This is a genomic window from Thalassospira sp. A3_1 (assembly GCF_017744215.1).
Lineage (GTDB): Bacteria > Pseudomonadota > Alphaproteobacteria > Rhodospirillales > Thalassospiraceae > Thalassospira > Thalassospira lucentensis_A.
Map to the genome: position 1 here is coordinate 898303 of NZ_JAGHQQ010000001.1, position 23426 is coordinate 921728.

The 23426-nt window shown below is 56.2% G+C and carries 13 protein-coding genes; 4 read left to right on the forward strand and 9 right to left on the reverse strand.

The features are described from left to right. Positions 1 to 113 precede the first annotated feature (113 nt). A complete protein-coding gene (locus J7395_RS04005; RefSeq protein WP_209220600.1) occupies positions 114 to 860 on the forward strand; it encodes an ABC transporter ATP-binding protein in 747 nt (248 codons plus the stop codon). Beyond that, positions 857 to 3415 carry an FtsX-like permease family protein gene (locus J7395_RS04010; RefSeq protein WP_209220601.1) on the forward strand — a complete coding sequence of 853 codons (2559 nt, stop codon included), beginning with the start codon at positions 857 to 859 and terminating at the stop codon, positions 3413 to 3415. The genes J7395_RS04005 and J7395_RS04010 overlap by 4 nt, the downstream gene beginning before the upstream one ends. Before the next feature lie 77 nt (positions 3416 to 3492). Here J7395_RS04010 and J7395_RS04015 read toward each other — a convergent pair whose 3' ends face one another. Together J7395_RS04015 and J7395_RS04020 are read right to left on the reverse strand one after the other, a co-directional pair. Further along, positions 3493 to 5109, reverse strand: coding sequence for an acyl-CoA synthetase (locus J7395_RS04015; RefSeq protein WP_209220602.1), 1617 nt, complete (start codon positions 5107 to 5109; stop codon positions 3493 to 3495). A 163-nt stretch (positions 5110 to 5272) separates the two neighbouring features. Then, positions 5273 to 6805, reverse strand: a complete 1533-nt coding sequence (locus J7395_RS04020; protein WP_209220603.1) for a hypothetical protein — start codon at positions 6803 to 6805, stop codon at positions 5273 to 5275. Between the two features lie 252 nt (positions 6806 to 7057). Between J7395_RS04020 and J7395_RS04025 the strand changes: the two genes are divergently transcribed. Next, complete coding sequence (locus J7395_RS04025) at positions 7058 to 7777, forward strand: Bax inhibitor-1/YccA family protein (protein WP_062950961.1); 720 nt, start codon at positions 7058 to 7060, stop codon at positions 7775 to 7777. A gap of 90 nt (positions 7778 to 7867) precedes the next feature. On the opposite strand, the gene J7395_RS04030 is transcribed toward J7395_RS04025, so the two are convergent. The 6 genes from J7395_RS04030 to J7395_RS04055 all read right to left on the reverse strand — a co-directional run bounded on the left by J7395_RS04030 (position 7868) and on the right by J7395_RS04055 (position 21026). Then, positions 7868 to 9445: a hypothetical protein gene (locus tag J7395_RS04030; RefSeq protein ID WP_209220604.1), complete on the reverse strand. Its 1578-nt coding sequence runs from the start codon at positions 9443 to 9445 to the stop codon at positions 7868 to 7870. Between the two features lie 188 nt (positions 9446 to 9633). Continuing rightward, positions 9634 to 10575 carry a zinc metalloprotease HtpX gene (htpX, locus tag J7395_RS04035; RefSeq protein WP_062950958.1) on the reverse strand — a complete coding sequence of 314 codons (942 nt, stop codon included), beginning with the start codon at positions 10573 to 10575 and terminating at the stop codon, positions 9634 to 9636. A gap of 168 nt (positions 10576 to 10743) precedes the next feature. Beyond that, positions 10744 to 13923 (reverse strand): multidrug efflux RND transporter permease subunit, encoded by a 3180-nt coding sequence (locus J7395_RS04040; RefSeq protein ID WP_062950956.1) that lies wholly within the window; start codon positions 13921 to 13923, stop codon positions 10744 to 10746. Positions 13924 to 13961: 38 nt separating this feature from the next. Further along, a complete protein-coding gene (locus J7395_RS04045) occupies positions 13962 to 15128 on the reverse strand; it encodes an efflux RND transporter periplasmic adaptor subunit (RefSeq protein WP_062950953.1) in 1167 nt (388 codons plus the stop codon). Positions 15129 to 15251: 123 nt separating this feature from the next. Then, complete coding sequence (locus J7395_RS04050) at positions 15252 to 15905, reverse strand: TetR/AcrR family transcriptional regulator (RefSeq protein ID WP_062951351.1); 654 nt, start codon at positions 15903 to 15905, stop codon at positions 15252 to 15254. A gap of 285 nt (positions 15906 to 16190) precedes the next feature. Next, positions 16191 to 21026 carry an NAD-glutamate dehydrogenase gene (locus J7395_RS04055; protein WP_209220605.1) on the reverse strand — a complete coding sequence of 1612 codons (4836 nt, stop codon included), beginning with the start codon at positions 21024 to 21026 and terminating at the stop codon, positions 16191 to 16193. A 371-nt stretch (positions 21027 to 21397) separates the two neighbouring features. Here J7395_RS04055 and fabI point away from each other — a divergent pair, with 371 nt between their 5' ends. Further along, a complete protein-coding gene (fabI, locus tag J7395_RS04060) occupies positions 21398 to 22156 on the forward strand; it encodes an enoyl-ACP reductase FabI (protein WP_097051692.1) in 759 nt (252 codons plus the stop codon). A gap of 18 nt (positions 22157 to 22174) precedes the next feature. Here the strand turns inward: fabI and J7395_RS20995 are convergent, their stop codons facing one another. Then, complete coding sequence (locus J7395_RS20995; RefSeq protein ID WP_209220606.1) at positions 22175 to 23332, reverse strand: calcium-binding protein; 1158 nt, start codon at positions 23330 to 23332, stop codon at positions 22175 to 22177. Positions 23333 to 23426: the final 94 nt, after the last annotated feature.

Sequence of the window (23426 nt, forward strand, 5' to 3'; positions counted from 1 at the left end):
TTACCTATTGGCTCCCTTGGTATAAACAAGTTTGAACCGCCGATACTAAATTCCGTACAGTTATTTAACCCGTTTGCCTAACCTTGCAATGCCTTAGCCCGATTGGACCTGTAATGAGTGTTACCGAAACTGCCACTATCGCGGATAAAAACACGGCCACGACCGAGGCCGGGCGTCAGCGTACCGTCGATGTTTCCGGGCTTAAGCTGAGCCTTAAGGGACCGGCGGGGATTGTTGATATCCTCAAAGGGGTCGATATCCAGATTGATGCCGGCGAACGTGTCAGCCTTGTCGGCCCATCGGGATCGGGCAAAACGTCGCTTTTGATGGTGATTGCCGGGCTGGAGCAGGCGCAGGAAGGCACGATCAATATCTGTGGCGAGGATTTGCGCAAGCTTGATGAAGATGGTCTGGCCCTTTATCGCCGCCATCATGTCGGCATCGTGTTTCAGGACTTCCACCTTGTCCCGACCATGACAGCCCTTGAAAACGTCGCCCTTCCGATGGAATTTGCCGGACGCAAGGATGCGTTTGAACGCGCCAAGGCAGAGCTTAAGGCCGTCGGGCTTGGTCATCGTATCGGGCATTATCCGGGGCAGTTGAGTGGTGGCGAGCAGCAGCGCGTGGCATTGGCACGTGCGCTTGCGACCGACCCGGAACTGCTTCTGGCGGACGAGCCGACCGGCAACCTTGACGGGGCCACGGGCGAAACGATTATCGAATTGCTGTTTGATCTGGCGAAGCGCAAGGGATCGACTTTGCTTCTGATTACGCATGATCCGGGGCTGGCATCGCGGTGCGACCGGTCGATCATGCTGCGCGACGGGGAAATCGTTACGCAACAGGATGCCGACATATGAGCCGTATTTCCCAATCCACCAACGGGGCGGAAAAGCTGTGGTCGATTGCCTGGCGGGTCTGCCGACGGGAATTGCGCGGCGGGTTTTCCGGCTTTCGCATTTTTCTGGCCTGTCTGGCACTTGGCGTCGGATCAATCGCCGCGGTTGGAAACGTTTCGGAATCCGTTTTAAATGCGCTTGAGCGCGATGGCCGGGCCCTTCTGGGCGGGGATGTCGAACTTCGCCTTGTGCATATGCCCGCCAGTGAGGAACAGCAGACCTGGCTTTCGGAGAATACCGAACGCATGGGCGAGCTTGCGACCATGCGCGCCACCGCCTATGGGCCGGAGCAGCGCAGGCTCGTCGAGCTTAAGGCGGTTGATGATGTCTATCCGCTGTTTGGCGAGATGGAGCTTGCCGACGGTATTCCGTTTGATGGCGCGCTTTCCAAAAAGGACGGTGTCTGGGGCGGTGTTGCCGAGGCCGGGCTTCTGGAACGGCTGAAGATCAATGTCGGTGATACGGTGCGCCTTGGCGATATCAATATCCAGGTGCGTGGCGTGATCGCGACCGAACCCGACAAGGCGGTTGGCTTTTTCAATTTCGGCCCGCGTTTGATGGTGTCGATGGAGGCGCTTGCCGATACCGGGCTGGTGCAGCCCGGCAGCCTGATCAATTATTATTACGCTTTGGATCTGAATGATGCGGAAACGCCAAAGGTGTTTCGCGACCGGCTTGACGCGCAGTTCGAGGATGCCGGATGGCGCGTGCGCGACGTATCGGATGCCAATCCGGGCCTGCGGCGGTTTATTGAACGGCTGACGCTGTTCCTGACCCTTGTCGGATTGTCGGCCCTGCTGGTTGGCGGGATTGGGGTTGCCAATGCGGTGCGCAGCCATATCGAAAGCAAAACATCCGTTATCGCGACGCTTAAATCCATCGGGGCATCGCATGGGCTGGTGCTTCGGATTTACTTCCTGCAAATCCTGATGCTGTCGCTTGTCGGGATTGGCATCGGGCTTCTGATCGGGGCGGTCACACCGGCGATCATCGCACCGCTTCTGGCCGGACGTTTGCCGATTGATGTGACATTGGGCCCGGCATTGCCGTCGCTTCTGATTGCAACCGCATTTGGTGTTCTGACCACACTGGTCTTTGCCATGCCGTCGCTTTTGCGTGCACGCGAAATTCCGGCAGCACGGCTTTTCCGGGCCAGTGCGGGATTGATGAATGGCAGTGCATTGCGTAAACGCGATCTGCCTTATGTCGGTATTCCGCTTATCCTGTTGCTTCTGCTTACGGTGTTTACCGCAACGGATCGCGAAATCGCGCTTGGCTTTATCGCCGGGTCGCTTCTGGCGATTGCGGTTTTTGCCGCGGCGGGCAAGGCAATTGTATCGCTTTCAAAACGGATGACCGGCGGGCGGAATGCCTTTAGCCGTCTGGCGCTGGCGAACCTGCACCGGCCGGGTGCGAGCACGGTGCCGGTTGCGCTGTCGCTTGGGCTTGGTCTGACGCTGCTGGTGACGATTTCGGGGATCGAGGGAAATCTGGATCACGAGATCAACGAGAACTTGCCGGACTCCGCCCCGGCCTTCTTCTTCCTTGATATCCAGCCTGATCAGATGGATCAGTTCAAAACGCAACTTCTTGAAAAAGATAACGTTTCGGATATCGAACAAACACCGATGCTGCGTGGGCGCGTGGTTGCGATTGACGGGGTGGATGCCAATGATGTTGGTCCGGGGGATGATCGCTGGTTCCTGCGCGGTGACCGTGGCCTGACCTTTGCGGCAAGCCCGCCGCCCGAAACCCAGATCGTGCGCGGGGAATGGTGGCCAGCCGATTATGACGATGCCGCCAAGCCGCTTGTTTCCATCTCGCGCGATATTGGCGAGGCGTTCTCGCTGGAGCCCGGCGATACATTGACCGTCAATGTACTTGGCCGGGATATCACCGCCGAGATTGCCAACTGGCGCGAAATCGAATGGCAGAGCCTTCGGATGAATTTCGCCATGGTGTTTTCGCCGGGCCTGATCGACAAGGCACCCTATAGCCTGATCGCGACGGCGCATATGCCGCGCGAGATGGAAGAACCGGTTGATCGCATGATCGGCATTGATTTCCCCAATGTGTCGGCGATCCGGGTACGCGAGGCGCTTGAGGCCGCCAATGCCATTCTGGCCGGGATCGGCACCGCACTTAACGCGACCAGTTCAATCGCGATTGTCGCCGGTGTTCTGGTCCTTGCCGGTGCAGTCGCGGCCGGGCGGCGCAAACGGATTTATGATGCGGTTGTTCTTAAAACGCTTGGGGCGACACGCGGCAATATCCTTTATGCCTATGCGCTGGAATACGGGATTTTGGGCCTTGCGACCGGGGTGATTGCCGCCCTGTTTGGCAGTCTTGCGGCATGGTCGGTTCTGGTGCTGATCATGGAAGCGAGCTGGACGTTCCTGCCGATGACGATCTTTGGTCCGATTGCGATTGGTCTGTTTGCGACCCTGTCGGCGGGCTTTATCGGGACCTGGCAGGCGTTACGCAGCCCTGCGGCACCGCTTTTGCGCAACGAGTAGCGGGCAGGACATAACAACAAAAAGGGCAGGTCCATCACAGACCGGCCCTTTTCATTTTGACCTGGTATCGGCCGGAACTATGCCAGATCGCGAAGGGCGCGACGGACGACCTTGCCGGTTGTCGTCATCGGCAATTGGTCCATGAAGGCGATTTCACGCGGATATTCGTGGGCTGCCAGACGGGTTTTGACGAAGTCGCGGATATCGGCCTCAAGCTCCGGACTTTGGGCAAAGCCATCGGCCAGCACGACGAAGGCCTTGACGATCTGGCCGCGCTGTTCGTCGGGCTTGCCGATCACACCGGCCATCCGCACGGCCGGGTGGCCGATCAGGCAATCCTCGATCTCGCCCGGGCCGATGCGATACCCCGCCGAACTGATCAGATCATCATCGCGCCCGACAAAGCGGATATAGCCATCCGCGTCAAGTTCGCCCATATCGCCGGTCAGAAGCCATTCGCCGATGAATTTATCGCGGGTGGCTTCGGGGTTGCGCCAATATTCCAGAAACATCACCGGATCGGGCGACCGAACCGCAATCCGGCCCATTTCGCCAGCCGGAAGAACATTCCCCGCCATATCGATCACCGCAACGTCGTGGCCTGGCACGGGGCGACCCATGACGCCCGGCTTGGGTTCCATAATCGACTGACAGGAACTGACGACCATGTTGCATTCGGTCTGGCCATAAAACTCGTTGATGGTGACGCCAAACACGCGACGCCCCCAATCAAGAAGTTCTGAACCCAAAGTTTCGCCACCGCTTGCGATGGATCTGATATTGCATTTGAACTTTGCCGCCACATCATCCCCGGCGGCGCGCATCATCTTAAGCGCGGTTGGCGGCAGGAAGGTATTGCGCACGCCATATTCGGCAATCAGGCCAAAGGCGGCCTCGGCACTGAATTTTTCGAACCGATGGGCCACGACCGGCTTGCCGTGATGCCAGGCGGGCAGGAGGACATCCAGCAACCCGCCGATCCACGCCCAGTCGGCCGGGGTCCACATGACATCGCCGTCCTGCGGGAAAAAGTCATGCGACATTTCGACACCGGGCAAATGACCCAGCAACACACGATGGGCATGCAGCGCGCCCTTTGGCTGGCCGGTGGTGCCGGACGTATAAATGATCAGGGCCGGTTCATCGGCCCGGGTTTTGACCGGTTCGAAATCATCGCTGGCCTCGGCCGAGAGTGCCTTGAAATCAAAACAGCCTTCAGGCGCACCATCAATGACATAGACATATTCAAGCGCCGGCAAAAGATCGCGGATTTCAGCAATCTTGCGTGCCCCTTCCCGATCGGTCACCAGTGCCTTGGCAGCACAGTTGCCAAGCCGGTATTCAAGGGCCTCGACCCCGAACAGGGTAAAAAGCGGCACGGCAATGCCGCCCATTTTATAGGTGGCAATATGGGCGACGGCGGTTTCGGGGCTTTGCGGCAACAGGATGCCAACCCGATCCCCGCGACGGATGCCATGGCGGCGCATGACATTGGCGAAACGGTTCGACAGGCGTTTAAGCTGGGCAAAGCTGTAATCGCGGCGTGAACCATCGCGCCTGCGATACATCAGCGCAAGACGATCCGGATCGTCTGCCCACTTGTCGCAAACATCGACACCAATGTTGAAATGGGTGGGTACGTTCCAGACAAAATCCGAACGCACCGACGCGTAATCCGCACGAACCGGCAGCATGTTTCCTCCCTGTATCCGCCACGTCTTTTTGATTTTTTGATTTCACGACGTTTTGGTCGGCGACATGCTAGTCGATGCATCCGCAAATATGAACCATTTTGTCATGCGCCATCAGGCACAGCCCGGTGTCATACCGAACTGTTCAATCTAAACGGAAAGGGCTCTAGCGCGCCGGATCAAGCAGGAAGGTAAAATTGGCCGGTTGGCCAGCATCGGTAAAGGCCGTGGCATGACAGCCAAGGCAGGTGCCATCGGCCTGATGTTGGATAAAGCTTTCGAGCGCGGTATTGGTCAGAAAACGCGGAATTTCCCCAACACCAAACGGGGCACCGCCGCCATTACCGATCCATTGCGTTCCGAGCAGAAAATAGTTCTGCAAGACACTGCCTTCGAGTTTGCGCTGCCAGACAAAATTGGCTTCGGCCGTGCCGGAAAACAGCCGCCAGCATCGGACAATATCGGGGGCAGCAACCCTGTTCCCATCGGGATCGCGGGCATAGGGCGGCTGATCGGCCCAGCGCAGATCGGACCTGATGATCCCGTTTGCTACGCGATCCTTTTTACCTCCCAGTTCACCCCCGCCATAAAAGATGTAATCGCGGTCGGTTTTTTCGGGTGCCAGACAGCCATCGGGGAAAAGATCATTGGCGATGATGCTGTTGGGACGTCGGGCATTATCGGCCAGCGGTGCATTGTCAGCATGTTCGAAGCTTGACCAGATCCAGCGATCCCCGTTACCGCTTTTGACCCGCTGAACGATATGCAACCCGACCAGTCCGACCGTGACATCAAGGCATTTGGCGGTGCCGTCAAGCGTATCATCGGCAGCAAGTGCAATCCGGGCCGGGCGGGTATAGTAACGATCCTGATCAGCCGCCCCGGTAATGATCCGCCATGCGAATTTGGTCAGTTGCGCACCAGGTGTCAGCCAGGTCTTGTCACTGGCGAGCAATTCCGAATTATCGGCAACCTTTCCGCCGGCCGACAGGGTCAGCATCGGGAATTCCACCGACTGGCCGCTTTGGGCGAAGGTCAGACGACCCTGCGCCGTCCCAAGACCATTCCAGCGGATATAATCAGCCGCGACATCATTGATCCGCGTGTCATAGAGGATGAAATTGCCCGCCTGATCAATCAGGATATCGCCCGATGACTGGATAAATGCCGACAGCAGCAGATGCCCGTCAGGCAACCCGACGCGGCAAGAGGCATTGGCCCTTGCGATATCGCCAAACACATCATTCTTGGTGGCATAGCTTTCCCAAAGCCCATGCCCCGCATCGGGTTGGCGATATCCGGTCGCAATCGGCGCACCCGCATTATCATGGGGCCATAGCAGCGAAACAAAGGATTGCCATGAAAAGCGGTCAAAAGGACGCTGTGCCTCGTAAGCGACGAAGCGATAGATGAAATTGGCATCGAATTCGGGCACGTCGACGGGCATGGCGGCACAAAGTCCGCCCACGCCGGTTGTCGCGCAAAATTCATCTTCGGGATAAACCGCGTTGAAAACCGGTATCTCGTTGGCCTTTTTCGATGCGACAAAATTGGGATTCTGGGCGGATGCCGCAGACAGGGTGACAAGCAGAACGATGCCGGCAACCAGCAATCCGACAACAAGCCGCAGCAAAGTCACCGGTAAAGACCGATCCGGGTTTCCTGACATATCATTGATATCGAAAAACTTTTTTCGCATGCCCGATCAATCCGTAATCACAACCGGCAGAAAAGCACGGTTCGTGAAACCTGATACGTGATTATAGGCCGAATTGACCAGAAAGTCGCGAGAGCACATCCCGCGCAGCCAAGTGAACAAGATCACAATATCGTCAGTCCGAAACGAAAGGTCATCGGCCAAACCGTTGCTTTTCACGGAAATCCTGCCATATTTTCAGCATCGCAGAGTTCTATGAACATTCTGCCCGTTATGGATCAAAGAGGGATTTCAATGGCTTTTGAAACGCGTCAACGCGGCTATGACGTCTCGGTTGGCCGGTCGGCGGCCGAGATTGATGAAGGTCTCCGCGCCTATATGCTGCGTGTCTACAACTATATGGCATCCGCACTTGCCCTGACCGGTATCGTCGCGATGGCTGTGTCGACCAGCCCTACCCTGATGCAGGCGATTTTCGGAACCGGCTTGCACTGGATCGTGATGCTGGCCCCGATCGGCCTCGTCCTGTTCCTGAGCTTCCGCATCCACAAGATGAGCTTTGGTGCTGCACAAACCACATTCTGGATTTATGCGGCTCTGATGGGTCTGTCGCTGTCGTCGATCTTCCTCGTTTACACGGGTGAAAGCATCGCACGGACCTTCTTCATCACCGCAGGCACCTTTGCCGCGATGAGCCTTTATGGCTACACGACGAAGAAAGACCTGTCGGGTTGGGGAAGCTTCCTGTTCATGGGCCTGATCGGGATTATCCTGGCCAGTGTCGTGAACATCTTCCTTGGCAGCACGATGCTTCAGTTCGTGATCTCTGGTGCTGGCGTTCTGATCTTTACCGGTCTGACCGCCTATGACACCCAGCGGATCAAGGAAAGCTATCATGCGCACGATGATCAGGCGACCGCAGGCAAAAAAGCCATCTTTGGCGCCCTGCAGCTCTATCTGGACTTCGTGAACCTGTTCGTAATGCTGCTTCAGTTCTTCGGTAATCGCGAATAGAACTGATCCCGGCATTCGCAGTCGGAAAACCCCGCATCCGAAAGGCTGCGGGGTTTTCTTTTGCCTGTTTAGAACGTGACAGGAACCGGATTACGACGCCTTGGCTTCGCTGGTGCCACCGGTTGCATCAATCACCGATTGGCGCTGAGCGAGTTGGTGAAGCATGTTTTCAGCCCGGGTAAAGCTGCCCGAAGCCGCGCGCGCCGCACCGCGTGCAGCCGCCTCGTCAAATGCCTCGTAGGCCTGCGAGAAATTCATCCGCGCCTGGGATATCAGCTTGATATCCTTTTCCGCGGCACCGGTCGAAAACTGGACACTGCCAAGCGCAAACATGGCCCGCCCCCAGAGGTAGGGATGATCCCGTCTGGAGCAAAACTTGAGTGCGGCCTGAAAAACGGGGATCACCTGTTCGGCGGGGACGCCGATGCTGCCGATAGAGGACTGGGCGACAACGGATTCGGCCAGGCCATAAGCGATCTGCGCATATAGCACCGTGTGCGCCTTTGCATTCACCAGCCCCAGCGCCCGACGATAATGGCCACTCGCGGTTTGCGCCATTTCGATATCTTCGGTTTCCTTGGCGTGAATCATCATGGCCTCGCCCAGTTTGCCAATGGCAATTGCGCGGGAAACGGGCGTACCGGCCATCAGTTCAAAGCGACGTTCGAGAAGCTTCCACAGGCCAATCGCCGTCGCACCCGAACGCGCGTTCATGTTGCTGACCATAGACCAGTTCAAAAGCGTGCCATACAGCGCCAGAACTGCTGAACGTTCAGGATTGATCAGGGACAGATCACCGATCCCGCGAAGCATGTCTTCGGTTTTGGCAACGGTTTCGACGGTCTGTTGCTGGGTAACGCGTTCATGCAAAAGACCGGCTGGCTGCTTGGCCTTTTTGACTTCTTTTGGCGGTTCTGCCGCCATGGTCAGGAATTCACGGACGATTGGTTCGATGGTGCGAATGGCGCTGACGCAATAGCTGCGTTCGCCGGTTTCAGCCAGCATGACGGCACCAAAGGCATAGGCGGTTGCCACACCCTGCCCGACATCGTCAAAGCTTTCGCCGTTATTGATCCGTTCCTGAAGGTCTGCGAGGTGGGATGTCAGACGTGCCACCTGCAGGGCGCGCTGATCATGGCCACGCGCGCGTGCCAGCAATTCACAGGTCAGCAGGATATGCAGGGCAGCAGCCGTATCCTTGTGCTGCGGCTGGCGAAAGGAATGAACAAGCGGCAGCAGCAATTCATAAAGCGGGGAGGCCAGCAAATCGTTGCTGAAATGAACATCAAGCCCGCCGGTATCCGGATTGGTCTGCCCCCAGAATACCGCCGTGGCATCCTGACGCCGGGCCAAGTTTAACACACCGGCATGGGCTTCGCGCACGGCCTGAAAGGCATCCGCAATATCGGTATTGATTGCGACATGCCGACCCAGCATCAATGCTGCGGTATCAGGAATATCGGAAAGGGTTCGTTTCAGCCAGTCACCGGCCTGATCGGGCAAAGGCGTTCCGGACGGATCTTCGGGAACAAAATGGGCAATGGCATACAGGCATGGCTCAACACGGTCCCCCGGCATATCGGCCGGAGCAGAACCGTCTTCAACCATTTCCCCGGTTGTAAAGATGGACTTGAAAACAAGCCCCACCATGGACCAGAAGCCCGCCATTTATCCCCTTCTCAAACGTCCTTCGTCATCCGTGGCCGGAGGTTGACTTAGATGATTGTGATATAATCACTTGTGGCGGCGGCGGCGTCAATAATACGCCGCCCCATTTCACACCATACAGAAGGATAAAGAGGCCCGTTACGTATAGGGAGCGGTCGGAAAATGCCCCCGGATTTTAGTAACTTAGATTAATTCCAGGGACGACGACGCACCCGGCGTTCCTTTGCCGAGCCGGACCACGGGCCGGATTTTGTCGGCGCTGTCGTTCCCGATTGTGGCGCGCCGGCCATTTCGCGCAATTTGGCGATACGGTTGGACATGCTCGGATGGGTTGAAAACAGGTTGTCCACGCCTTTGCCCGAAAGCGGGTTGGCGATATACATATGCGCGGTCGCAGGATTGCGTTCGGCATCCATATTGGGAATGGTCCGAACACCCTTGTCGAGTTTGTTCAGCGCCGATGCCAGCCACATCGGATGGCGGCAGATTTCCGCCCCGATCTTGTCGGCTTCGTATTCGCGGGTACGCGAGATTGCCATTTGCACCAGCATCGCGCCAAGCGGTGCCAGAATGGCAACAAGGATCATCCCCACCCCGCCCAGCGGATTGTTGTTATCGTTTCGACCACCGCCAAACATCCCGGCAAACATGGCAAAGTTCGCCAAGGCGGAAATCGCCCCGGCAATGGTTGCGGTGATGGTCATGGTCAGAGTGTCGCGGTTTTTGATATGGGCCAGTTCATGGGCCATCACACCGGCAATCTCGTTGCGATCGAGCAACTGCATCAGGCCGCTGGTTGCGGCGACGGCTGCATTTTCGGGATTGCGCCCGGTGGCAAAAGCATTGGGCTGGGGATTATCGATGACATAGACCTTGGGCATCGGCAGCCCGGCATTCTGCGCCAGTTCGCGCACCATCGATACCAGTTCGGGTGCGGTGCGGTCATCCACCTGTTTTGCGCCACGCATGCGCAAAAGCATGGAATCCGCATTCCAGTAGGCAAACACATTCATCGCCGCGGCAAACAGCAATGCGATGATCATGCCCTGCTGTCCACCGATCATCATGCCAACCACACCAAACAGTGCAGTCAAACCGGCCAGCAGCAAACCTGTACGCACATAATTCATGGTCGACACTTCCTTTGACGAATACTTCGGCCAGAAGATAGGGAGAAGTTACGCCAAGGCAAGCACGACCGGAATTCGATGAGATCAACGTCACAGGAAAGAAAAGAAAACAGCCGGACCACGGGGTCGGGGGAACTTTATGGTCCGGCTGTTATGCAACGGTTTTCGTTACTCCGCGGGCTGCTGCGCGTCAGCCCCATCAAGTGAACGAACCTCGTTGCGTCGGCCCATCTTGCGCACCAGCACGTAGAACACCGGTGTCAGGATCAGACCGAAGATGGTCACACCCAGCATCCCCGAGAAGACGGCGATGCCGATGGCCTGGCGCATTTCAGAACCCGCACCGCTTGAAATCACCAGCGGGACAACGCCCATGATGAAAGCAAGCGACGTCATCAGGATCGGCCGCAGGCGCAGGCGGCTGGCTTCGATTGCCGCCTGAACGGTTGTCCGGCCCTGATGTTCAAGTTCGCGGGCGAACTCGACAATCAGGATGGCGTTCTTTGATGCCAGTCCGGCCAGAACGAACAGACTGATCTGGGTGAAGATGTTGTTGTCACCCCCAAACAGATAGACACCAAAGGCAGCCGAAAGCGTACTCATCGGGACGATCAGGATGACCGCCAGCGGCAAGGTCAGGCTTTCGTACTGGGCCGCCAGAACAAGGAAGACCAGCAGAATACAGATCGGGAAGATGAAGATTGCCGTGTTACCCGCCAGAATCTGCTGATAGGTCAGGTCCGTCCATTCATAGGACATTCCCGGTGGCAATGTTTCTTCCAGGATTTTTGTAATCGCGGCCTCGGCCTCGCCACTGGAATAACCCGGTGCGGCGTTGCCGTTCAGATCAGCCGAACGGAAGGCGTTGTAACGCATGGCGGTATCCGGACCGAATGTTTCGGATACGGAAAGAACACTGCCAAGCGGAACCATATCGCCATCCGCATTGCGCGTTTGCAGACGCAGGATGTCTTCCGGACTGGACCGATAGGGTTTATCCGCCTGTGCGATCACCTGATAGGTACGACCGAACTGGTTGAAGTCGTTGACATACATGGAACCCAGATAGATCTGCATGGTCCGGAAGATTTCATCGACCGGAATGCCGAGCTGCTGGACCTTTGTACGGTCAAGATTGGCCTGCAATTGCGGGACATTGATATTGTAGCTTGAGAAGACACCGGTCAGTTCAGGTGCTGCCCATGCCTTGGCCAGTACCTGTTTCATGGCGTCATCAAGCGCACGATATCCCTGGTCGCTGCGATCCTGCACCTGCAGTTTGAAACCGCCCACCGTGCCAAGACCCTGAACCGGGGGTGGCGGGAAGATGGCAACGAAGGCTTCGTCAAGTGCGGCATATTTCTGTTGCAGCTTTCCGGCAATCGCCAGCCCCGACAGATCATCGGATTTGCGTTCGGCAAAGTCGGTCAAGGTCACAAAGACGATGCCGGCACTTGAGCTATTCACAAAGCCGTTGATCGACAGGCCGGGGAAGGACACGGCACTTTCGACACCGGGTTCAGCCAATGCGATTTCAGACATTTCGCGAATGACTTCTTCGGTACGGTCCAGTGTCGCGCCTTGCGGCAATTGTGCAAAGCTGACCAGATATTGCTTGTCCTGCAGCGGGATGAAGCCGGATGGCAAAATCTGGAAACCCTGCCAGGTCAGAACCAGCAATCCGGCGTAAACCGCCATCATGATGGTTTTCATCCCCAGCAACCGTTTGACACCACCGCCATACAGTTCAGTACTGCGATTGAAGAACCGGTTGAACCAGCGGAAGAACCAGCCAAAGACAAAGTCCATGGCACGGGTCAGCCAGTCTTTCGGTGCGTCATGCCCTTTCAGCAGAAGTGCGGACAGAGCCGGGCTGAGCGTCAGGGAGTTGATGGTTGAAATGATCGTTGCAATGGCGATCGTCAGGGCGAACTGCTGATAGAACTGCCCGGTCAGGCCGCTGATGAAAGCAATCGGAACGAAGACGCCGGTGATCACAAGCGAGGTTGCGATGATCGGCCCGGTGACTTCGCGCATCGCGGCCACGGTTGCATCGCGCGGCGACAGGCCACGTTCGATATTACGTTCGACGTTTTCGACCACCACAATGGCATCATCGACCACGATCCCAATGGCGAGAATCAGACCGAACAACGACAGCACGTTGATCGAGAATCCCAGCAACAGCATCAGGGCAAATGTCCCGATAATCGACACCGGCACGGCCAGCAGCGGAATGATCGAGGCACGCCATGTTTGCAGGAAGATTGTCACCACCACAACAACGAGGGCGACGGCTTCGAGCAGGGTTTTGATCACCGACTTGATCGAGCTTCGAACGAAAACAGTCGGATCGTAAACGATGCTGTATTCAAGACCTTCGGGGAAGTTTTCCTTAAGCTCCGCCATGGTTGCGCGAACGTTGCTTGAAATTTCAAGCGCGTTGGAACCCGGCGATGCAAAGATCGGAAGGGCGACGGCCGATTTGTTATCAAGCAGGGAACGCAGCGCATATTGCTGTGCTTCCAGCTCGACCCGGGCGACATCGCCAAGGCGGGTTACAGTGCCGTCTTCGTCACGATTGATGATGATTTCGGCAAATTCCTCGGGCGTTTCGAGGCGCCCGTGAACATTGATCGGCAACTGGAACTGCACACCGGTATCATACGGTGCGCCGCCAATCGTACCCGCCGCGACCTGCACGTTCTGGCTTTGAATGGCCGAAACAACATCGCCCGCGGTCAGGCCGCGTTCGGCAACCTTGTCCGGGTTAAGCCAGATGCGCATCGCGTAATCACCCGACCCGAACAGACCGACCTGCCCGACGCCCTTGATACGCGCTAGCTGATCCTTGACATTCAGGGTCGCGTAGTTGCGCAGATACAGCATGTCATAGCGGTCATTTGGCGAGAGCAGATGCACCACCATCGTCAGATCCGGGGACTGCTTTGACACCGTCACGCCAAGCTGACGGACGATATCGGGCAAACGCGGTTCGGCCTGCGATACCCTGTTCTGGACTTTTTGCTGTGCCAGATCGGGATCGGTCCCGATTTCAAAGGTCACGGTCAGGCTGAGACGGCCATCGGTCGTTGCCAGCGAGTTGACATACAGCATCCCCTCGACCCCGTTGATCTGTTCTTCAAGCGGGGAGGCGACGGTTTGCGCAATTTCGGCCGGGTTTGCACCGGGGAATTGCGCTTCGACCACGACGGTCGGCGGCACGACTTCCGGATATTCGGAAATCGGCAAATTCAGCATGGCAATTAAACCTGATAACAATATCAGGACGGATAGAACGCCAGCGAAAATCGGGCGATCCACAAAGAATCTGGATATATTCTGCATAACGGTCAGCCTAGTCTTTGCGCGCAGTCAAGCATCCGTCAGGATGCCGAGGCCTGCAGAATTTCAGGAGCAACAGGCATACCGGGTCGAACTTTCATGATCCCGTTCACAATCACCATGTCACCGGGTTCAAGCCCGGATGTCACGATGCGGCGCCCGTCAACTTCGGAACCCAGCGTCACCTGACGATAGGCAACCGTGTTATCCGACTGGACCACGTAAACGAATTTACGGTCCTGATCGGTGCTGATTGCTTCTGGTGAAATCAGGATGACATCCTTTTGACCCGGTGTACCAAGCTGCAGGCTGGCGAAGCTTCCGGGCAGCAGGGCGCCGTTGCTGTTTTCAAACAGGGCACGGGTGCGGATGGTTCCGGTACGGGTATCAATCCGGTTATCAAAGCTGTGAACGAAGCCGGAAATGGTTTCGCCACCGGCGACAGTCATGCGAACCGGGATTTGCTGTGCTGCACCGCCGACCTTGTTGGCATCATAGATGCTGGCGAAATAGGTTTGTTCGTCCAGATCGAAATCGGCATAGATTTTACCTGTCGAGACAATCGTGGTCAGAACCGGTGCGTTCGGCCCGGCATTCACCTGATTGCCGACGGTCAGCTCAACCCGGCTGACGCGACCGTCAATCGGTGCCTTGACGAAGGCATGATCAAATTCGATTTCGGCAAGTTCGAGCTGCGCCAGGGCGCGGTTGACCTGGCTTTGAGCGACCTGATGGGTGTTGACGCGTTCGTCAAAGACACGTTTGGAAACGGTGCCATTGGCCACCAGTTTCTCGGCACGTGCCTTTTCCTTGGCGGCAAGCGACAGGGTCTGGCGGGCAGCCGCCAGTTCGGCCTTGGCTTCGTCAACGGCGGCCTTGTAGGTGCGGGGATCGATGACTGCCAGAATATCGCCTTCCTTGACGATCTGGCCGTCTTCGAAACGGATATCGACAATCGCACCACTGACCTGCGGGCGAAGCTGGACTTCCTCAACCGCGCTCAAGCGGCCGGAGAAATTGTTCCACAGCCTTACGGACTGGCTATGGACGCCTTGGACGGTAACAGGGGTGATTTGCGGTTCGGCCTGTGCGACGGCTTCGTCGGCACCGGCGGAACCAATCATGCTAAGCCCGTAACCACCGGCAGCAATCGCAACGATTGCAGCTGTGGCTGGCAGCAACATTCTCAGTTTGGATCGTGATTGCATCTTTCCATTTCCCAATAGCGTTACCCGCGCATTCGCGGACAGAATAACGGGAAGATGCGTACCGATCGGTTTGTTCGCAAGAGCGAAATGAAAAAAAATTGCAGCCGTTCTAAATTTTACGGATTATTCGGCAGCCGACAATGGGGCCTCTTTGGCCTTCATATCCCTGAATTCACAGCGCAAATCAAGGATTCGGCAGATGCCGACACGCAAATCAGACCGAACAGTATCGGCACAGTTAAAAACCTTGCCATATGTCAGCGTGCCATGCACGAACTGGAAAACAAGACGCGCAAGAGTCGTGACGTCGGCATCGCCCGAAAGCATGCCTTCGCCCTTCAGGCCGCGAATCATCGAGGCAAGATACTTGATCTGTTCCTCGGCCAGTTCGCGTGAACAGTCCTGAATTTCGATGTCTTCGGGGCCGACCTGGCCACCGGCGGTAAAGATGGGGCAGACACAGACCTCTGTATCGCCCGGTACGCCCTGTGTTTTCTGCTTGTTCATGACCAGGTCGATATAGCGGTTCAACTGATCAAGCGGGGCGATTTCAGGGGAAAAGATGGATCTGAGTTCATCCTTGCCCTTGTCCCAGTGATGACGGGCAGAGGCGGCAAACAGGGCCGCCTTGCTGTCAAAGTGATGATAGAATGCGCCCTTGGTGACCCCTGCATGCTTGCAGACATCACTGACACCAATATCGTGATAACTGCTGGTCCACAGCAATTGTATGGCTGTCTCCAGCAGCTTTGTCCGGGTCTCGGCAGCGTTCCTCATTTTCACACCATTTTTTTCGTCTTCTGTATTCAATATACGTACCGGTTGGTATTTTTCAAGGCTTCCACGGCCTTTATTGTATTTTCATCATATAAAAACGGCAGGAGGATGGCAGTAAATTAAATCGATTCAATTACTTCGTGGCCTGTACCCTCTTTAAAAAAGTTGCCAACCAACTGGCATCCGGGTGCTCCTGACATTTCGGGAGATATCCACACCCCGGCGAAGCCAAAAAAAAGAGGGCACTGAAGCGCCCCCTTTTTGCGAAAATCCGTGACGGGCCGATCAGCCGCCGACCATGGCCCTGATCTGACGGTTGGCCACCGTGATCATCGAAAGATCGATCTGCCCTGCGGCACGCAGCTCGTCGATCAATTGGTCACAACGGGCACAACCGCGCTGATGATCATCAACCCATTTCCGAACCAGATCACCGCCAACCGTGCCATTCTTGCCGGAAGCAAGCACCACACGTGTCAGTTCGCGCTGATGACCGAACAGATCATCAATTGCGGCTGCACGGGCCAGTTTCTGCCAATGGGTTTCGGCTTCGATGGACTCGGCTGCTGCACGCAGCAGGCCAAGCTGGAATCGTGCGCCGATGGCAAAATAGGTTGCCCCGACATCGATGACATCACGCCCGGTTGCCTCGGCGATGCGGACGATATCGCAAACGGCGACCATCTGCTGCATCGCTGCCACCCGGCGGGCCAGATCTTCGGGCACGCCCCGGTCGATCAGGGATTGCGATTTCTGATCCAGGGTCGTGCGGAAGGCCGCATCGGCAGGGACAATATCGTCAAACGCCTCGATCACCTTGGCAACCGCCGGACGGAACAGCGCGATCTTTGCCCCGACATTCAATTCCTCGCAATTGCGCAGGAACCACAGGGTCACATCTTCGACCATGCGATTGATGTAGGAGAACATCGCGATCTGAACCTTGGCATCGACCTTGTTGTCGAGGGCCTCGATACCCGACCACAGTTTGCGCAGGCCGAACACCGCACGGGTAATCAGATAACCGCGCGATACATCCACCGCCGAAAGCCCGGTTGCTTCCATCATGTCATGCACGAAGGTCCCGCCAACGCGGTTGACCAGACTGTTGGTTCCCACGGTTGCGATGATTTCGCGTTTCAGACGATGGTTGGAAATCGCCGCGCTGTATTTTTTACGAACTGCCGTCGGGAAATACCGCACCAGTTCCTCGACAAGGATCGGATCATCGGGCAGATCGGATTTAAGCACCTCGTCATACAGCCACAGCTTGGCATAGGGCATCAGAACCGAGATTTCCGGACGGGTAAGGCCCTGATGGGCAGCCGTGCGACGTGCCAGTTCCTCGTCATCGGGAAGATATTCGATTTCCCGGTTCAGGCGACCTTCGCGTTCGAGCATCCGGATCAGGCGAACCTGCGCATCAAGCGCATCCCCGCCCCCGGCAAAGGCGTTCGAGATCGCCTGGCTTTGCAGATAGTTATCACGCAGCACCAGATCACCGACCTCGTCGGTCATTTCGACCAGCAGTTTGTTACGCTGCTTTTCGGTCATGTCGCCGGCGGCCACCACCTCGCCCACAAGGATCTTGATATTGACCTCGTGATCCGAGCAGTTGACACCCGCCGCATTATCGATGGCGTCCGTATTCAACCGTCCACCAGCATGGGCATACTCGATACGACCGCGCTGTGTGCAACCAAGGTTGGCACCCTCGCCGATGACCTTTGCGCGGATATCCTTGCCATTGATGCGAATGGCATCGTTGGCCCGGTCCCCGGCATCGGCATTCGATTCCGTCGATGATTTGATATAGGTCCCGATCCCGCCGAACCACAGAAGTTCAACATCGGATTTCAGGATGGCTTTCATCATCTCGGCCGGTGTTACCTTGCCGGTGCCAAGATCAAGCAGCTTGCGGACCTCGGGCGAGGGATCAAGCGTCTTGGCCTTGCGGTCAAAGATTTCGCCGCCCTTTGACAGGACCTTGGTATCGTAATCGGCCCAGCTTGAACGCGGCATATCAAACAGTCGCTGCCGTTCGGCAAAGCTTTTCGCCAGATCCGGGTCGGGATCGACGAAAATGTGCATATGGTTGAAGGCGGCAACCAGCTTGATCTGTTCGGACAACAGCATGCCGTTGCCAAACACGTCACCCGACATATCGCCCACACCGGCAACGGTGAAGGGTTCTTTCTGGATGTCCTTGCCGATTTCGCGGAAATGACGTTTGACCGATTCCCATGCACCGCGTGCGGTAATGCCCATTTTCTTATGGTCATAGCCCTGCGAGCCACCCGATGCGAAGGCATCGTCCAGCCAGAAGCCATAATCACGGGCAACACCATTGGCGATATCCGAGAAGGTCGCAGTCCCCTTGTCAGCAGCAACAACCAGATAGGGATCATCGTCATCAAGACGGCGCACACGTTCCGGCGGAATGATGTCGCCACCGACAATATTGTCGGTAATATCAAGCATCCCGGACATCAGCGTTTTGTAACAGGCAATGCCTTCTTCAAGGAATGCTTCGCGACCGCCATCGACCGGAGGCCGTTTAACGACAAAGCCGCCCTTGGAGCCGACCGGCACAATGACCGCGTTCTTGACCATCTGGGCCTTTACCAGACCCAGAATCTCGGTCCGGAAATCTTCCTGACGGTCTGACCAGCGGATACCACCGCGCGCCACCGGACCACCACGCAGATGGACGGCCTCGACCCGCGGTGAATAGACAAATATTTCGCGCCAAGGACGCGGAAGCGGCAGATCTTCTACCATGCCGGAATTGAATTTTACCGACAGATAGGGTTTCGGATTGCCGTCCTTGCCATACTGGAAATAGTTGGTGCGAAGCGTTGATTGAACGAGATTGAGGAAGGCGCGCAGAATGCGGTCCTCGTCCGGGTTCATCACATCTTCAAGACGGGTGATGATATCGCCTTCGATGGCCTCGGCTTCAACAGCCAGCCCCGGATCGCGATCCGGATCAAAGCGCGCAATGAACAGATCAACAATCGTTGCCGCAAGACCCGCATTATTGGCGAGTGTTTTGGCCATGTAATCCTGCGAGAAGGCCGATCCCATCTGGCGCATGTATCGGGCATAGGTCCGCAGGATGACGACTTCGCGCCAATGCAGCCCGCCCAGCAGAACAAGACGGTTAAAGGCGTCGTTTTCGACTTCGCCATGCCACATGCGAATGAAAAGTTCCTGGAACTTGTCACGCACATCATGCAGGTGGAATTCGCCGTCAACCAGCACCCCGAAATCGTGAATGCGGACATTCACATCCGTATCGCGCGGTTCAACCTTGAACGGGTTCTCGGTAATGACCTTGAGCCCCATGTTTTCAAGCATCGGCAAGACGTCAGAAAGCGGCACCGGTGCACCGGGGTTGTATATCTTGAAGCGCAGTTCATTCTCGGCCGCTTCGATCGGGCGATACAGGTTCACCCGCAGGTCCGATGATTTGATCACGTCCTCGATACGGTCGATATCAAGAGCCGCGGTATCGACACCGAACCGATCACGGTAGTCGCCCGTGAAACTTTCGCCGTAACGACGGTAAAGTGCCAGACCGCGTTCTTCGCCCATTTCACGCACCAGCACCTGACGCAGGGTATCGGCCCAGTCACGTGCGGTTTCGACAAGCTGACGTTCGATATCGGCAACATTGTATTCCGGCAGTTCGCCCGGCGTGGTTTTGACCAGAAGGTGCAACCGCGCAAGGGGGCTATCGCCGATCAGGGTGTAATGTGCCGTGACCTTGCCATCAAAGGCGGCTTCGATCACCGACTGGAACTTCATGCGAAGCTTGGTCGAGAACCGATCCCGCGGGCAGAAAACCTGACAGGAAACAAACCGTTCAAAGGCATCACGGCGCACGAACAGTGCGATCCGCTGGCGTTCCTGCAGATGCAGGATGCCCATGCAGATATGATACAGATCGTCGAGTTCGATCTGGAACAGCTCGTCACGCGGGAAGGTTTCAAGGATATTGACCAGCGCCTTGGCATCGTGGCTGGCTGGCGGGAAGCCGGCGCGCTTGATGGTTTCGGCGAGCTTCATACGCAGAAGCGGGATCAGACGCGGGCTGAGGTTATAGGCGACCGAGGTAAACAGACCGACAAACAGGTGCTGGCCGATGACCTTGCCATCGTCATCAAACTGTTTGACCACAATGGTATCAAGATGCACCGGACGGTGCACGGTTGACTGTTTATTGGCCTTGGTCACCATCAGAAGGCTTGGCTGTGCCACAAAGGCCTGCACTTCGGACGACAGGTTGCCGATCTGGCGCAGTTCGTCAAAGATGTGGGTGCCTTCGCGGCGCAGAATCCCGAGCTGGCTTTGGGGATTAACGTCCACCTTGGCTTTCTTGCCCGTACCGCTGAATTTATATTCCCGGTAGCCAAGGAAGGTGAAATGGTCGTTATGAACCCAGCCCAGGAAATCCTGGGCTTCTTTCTGGTCTTCTGCAGAAATACCGGTTGGTGCGGTTCTGATGCCTTCCAGAACTTCGGCGACTTTTGACAGCATTGCCTGCCAGTCCTCGACCGAAAGACTGACATCGGTCAGAACATCTTCCAGACGGTCACGGATTTTCTGCAGAACGGCTTCGTCGGTCTGTTCGTCAATTTCAAGATGCATCACGGACTCACGTGGCGCATCCGAGCTTTCGACCCCTTCGACCGACTGCAATTCACCACGATCATCACGCGCGATACGCATGATCGGGTGGATAACCAGATGAACCGTCAGGTCGAATTCGTGAAGGGCAGATGTCACGGAATCCACCAGGAACGGCATATCGGTGTTGATCATCTCGATCACGGTGTGATCGGATTTCCAGCCATGCTCTTCAAGATCGGGATTATAGACCCGGATCTTGGCGGCATTGGCCGATGGGCGCTTTTGCGCAAATTTGTATAAAGTCAGTGCCGCGCCATAGAGCGAGTCGACGGATCGACCTGCCATGTCGTCAGGCGGTACATCCTTGTAAAAAAGGCGAACGAATGCTTCTGCATCCTTCGCCATCTTACCGGTCAAGCGTTGCTGGATCTGTTCGACAACCTTGTCGATGACTTCCCGTTTCGGGTCGTCGCTTCGGGCTTTCATGTCCAATTTCCCTTTTTATCGATTCTGTTTGCCAGAACCGAAGTGCCGACCTTTGCGGGCGGCACTACACACCTCGGATGTCACATGTATTTGGGAAGACAACCTGAAGTTCCCCACACCCGGAAATGACGGAAAACTGCAGCTTCCTTCCAAGGCTACACATAGCGGATCATCTGCCTAAAAACTATGCTTCTGCACAAAAAAAAATCGTTCGCTCAATAGGTTCAGATCGACGGAACCCTGTATTCCAATTGGGGATTGTCACAGAATTTTACACTTTGCTGCGCTGCAAAATCATCTAAGCTTTATCTGGTGCGCGAATCAGAAGTCCGTTTCGCATCCGCAAAACACAATAAAGCAGGAGATGCCCCGTGCTGGCAGGAAAGAAGGGCCTTATCGTCGGAATTGCCAACGACAAATCGATTGCCTATGGCTGCGCCCGAATTTTCAACCGGGAGGGTGCAGAGCTTGCGATCACCTATCTGAATGACAAGGCCGAAAAGCATGTCCGACCTTTGGCAGAAGGACTCGGTGCCCCGATCATCACCCCGCTTGACGTTCAGAACGAAGATCAGATGGATCGGCTGTTTGACAGGATCGCCGATCAATGGGGGAAACTGGATTTTGTCCTGCATTCCATCGCATTTGCCCCCGGCGATGACCTGCATGGGCGGGTGATCGACTGTTCACGCGACGGCTTTCTGACCGCAATGGATATTTCGTGCCATTCGTTTCAGCGACTGGCAAAACGCGCCGAACCATTGATGATTGATGGCGGCGCACTTTTGACCGTCACCTATATGGGGTCGGAACGGGTTATTGACCATTATGGGGTCATGGGCCCGGTCAAGGCCGCGCTTGAAAGTGCAACCCGATACATGGCCGCCGAACTTGGCCCGAAAAACATTCAGGTCCATGCGATTTCACCCGGCCCCCTTCTGACACGCGCGGCATCGGGCATTGCCGAGTTTAACACCCTGATGAACACGGCCCAAAGCCGATCACCGGGGCGCAGGCTTGTCACCATCGACGAGATCGGCGAACTGGCGGCGTTTCTTGCCAGCGACCGGTCACGCGGGATTACCGGCGACGTAATCCATGTCGATGGTGGCTATAACATCATGGGCTAGGGCCGGAAAACGCCGCTGCTAACCGATGACACTATCTTCGAAGACGATATTGTCCTCGGTGAAATCGGCAAGATCGGCATTTTCGATCAGCACGCCATAGTCATAGGGGCGACCATCGCTGAAATCGACATACAATCCGGCGTCTGTTTCTTCGGCGTGGGCGATGAAGTCGGAAAAATCGTGGATGCCGCTTTTTTCCTGAAACTCGCTTCCAAGCTGAAGCCTGTCACCATCGGGGCCGGTTTCAAAATCGGCAATCCGGTCGCGTTCGGCACCCCCTTCGAACACCCGCCACAAAAACGTATCGGGGCCATCATCCTGCGGATATCTGTCACTATTGCCGCGCAGGAAATCGTTGCCATCGCCACCCTCGATGATGTCATGACCATTTCCACCGTGCAGGACATCATGCCCGTCCCCACCACGCAGAACATCATCGCCAAAATGCCCCTGCAGGACATTCCGACCAGCATCGCCGATCAACAGGTCATCATGGATTGTGCCGTAAAGATTTTCGATATCATGGACAACGTCGCCTTCGGCTTCGCCGCCCTGAAAAACACCGGTTTCAAGGTTGATCGAAACGCCGCTGTCTCCATTGTAGCGCAGTGTGTCGCTTCCAGCGCCGCCGTCGACATAATCAGCATCGGCACCGGGGCTTAGCATATCGTCCCCATCACCCCCCAACAGGGTATCCTCGCCGTCGCGCCCCGTGATGGTATCGTCCCCTCTGCCCCCCAGAAGGGTGTCATTGCCGGGATCATTGCCAAGATAATCACCATACAGGAAATCGTCCCCGTCACCGCCCAGCAGCAAATCGCTGCCGCCACGCCCCCACAGCACATTACTTTCGGCATCGCCAATTAAAGTATCGTCGAACGGACTTCCTTCAACCACTTCGATACCAGCAAGCCGGTCACCTTGTGCCTCGCCGCCATGACCTGTTCCATCCTGAAGGTCAACAATCACGCCTTCTGTTGCGGTATCGGTATCGTAGTTGGCGCTATCACGTCCGCCGGGGCCACCGTCAAGCAAATCCGCTCCCGGCCCGCCTGTCAGCTCGTCATCCCTGCCAGCTCCATAAAGCTGATCATCTCCGGCCAAGCCATAAATCGTGTCATTATCACCTGATCCGACAAGGCTATCATTGCCTTCCGTTCCTGTAACGACCGCCATGGAATCCTCCTGCAGCTGACAACATCAACTACAGATTTAAATACATATTCCTGTGCGTATCAATATTCGTAAAATAGAATGAAATATAAACTTA

Excerpts from the sequence above, each read along its gene's own strand:
- J7395_RS04005 (WP_209220600.1), top strand. The coding sequence starts at position 114 with ATGAGTGTTACCGAAACTGCCACTATCGCGGATAAAAACACGGCCACG.
- J7395_RS04010 (WP_209220601.1), top strand. The coding sequence starts at position 857 with ATGAGCCGTATTTCCCAATCCACCAACGGGGCGGAAAAGCTGTGGTCG.
- J7395_RS04015 (WP_209220602.1), bottom strand. The coding sequence starts at position 5,109 with ATGCTGCCGGTTCGTGCGGATTACGCGTCGGTGCGTTCGGATTTTGTC.
- J7395_RS04020 (WP_209220603.1), bottom strand. The coding sequence starts at position 6,805 with ATGCGAAAAAAGTTTTTCGATATCAATGATATGTCAGGAAACCCGGAT.
- J7395_RS04025 (WP_062950961.1), top strand. The coding sequence starts at position 7,058 with ATGGCTTTTGAAACGCGTCAACGCGGCTATGACGTCTCGGTTGGCCGG.
- J7395_RS04030 (WP_209220604.1), bottom strand. The coding sequence starts at position 9,445 with ATGGCGGGCTTCTGGTCCATGGTGGGGCTTGTTTTCAAGTCCATCTTT.
- htpX (WP_062950958.1), bottom strand. The coding sequence starts at position 10,575 with ATGAATTATGTGCGTACAGGTTTGCTGCTGGCCGGTTTGACTGCACTG.
- J7395_RS04040 (WP_062950956.1), bottom strand. The coding sequence starts at position 13,923 with ATGCAGAATATATCCAGATTCTTTGTGGATCGCCCGATTTTCGCTGGC.
- J7395_RS04045 (WP_062950953.1), bottom strand. The coding sequence starts at position 15,128 with ATGCAATCACGATCCAAACTGAGAATGTTGCTGCCAGCCACAGCTGCA.
- J7395_RS04050 (WP_062951351.1), bottom strand. The coding sequence starts at position 15,905 with ATGAGGAACGCTGCCGAGACCCGGACAAAGCTGCTGGAGACAGCCATA.
- J7395_RS04055 (WP_209220605.1), bottom strand. The coding sequence starts at position 21,026 with ATGAAAGCCCGAAGCGACGACCCGAAACGGGAAGTCATCGACAAGGTT.
- J7395_RS20995 (WP_209220606.1), bottom strand. The coding sequence starts at position 23,332 with ATGGCGGTCGTTACAGGAACGGAAGGCAATGATAGCCTTGTCGGATCA.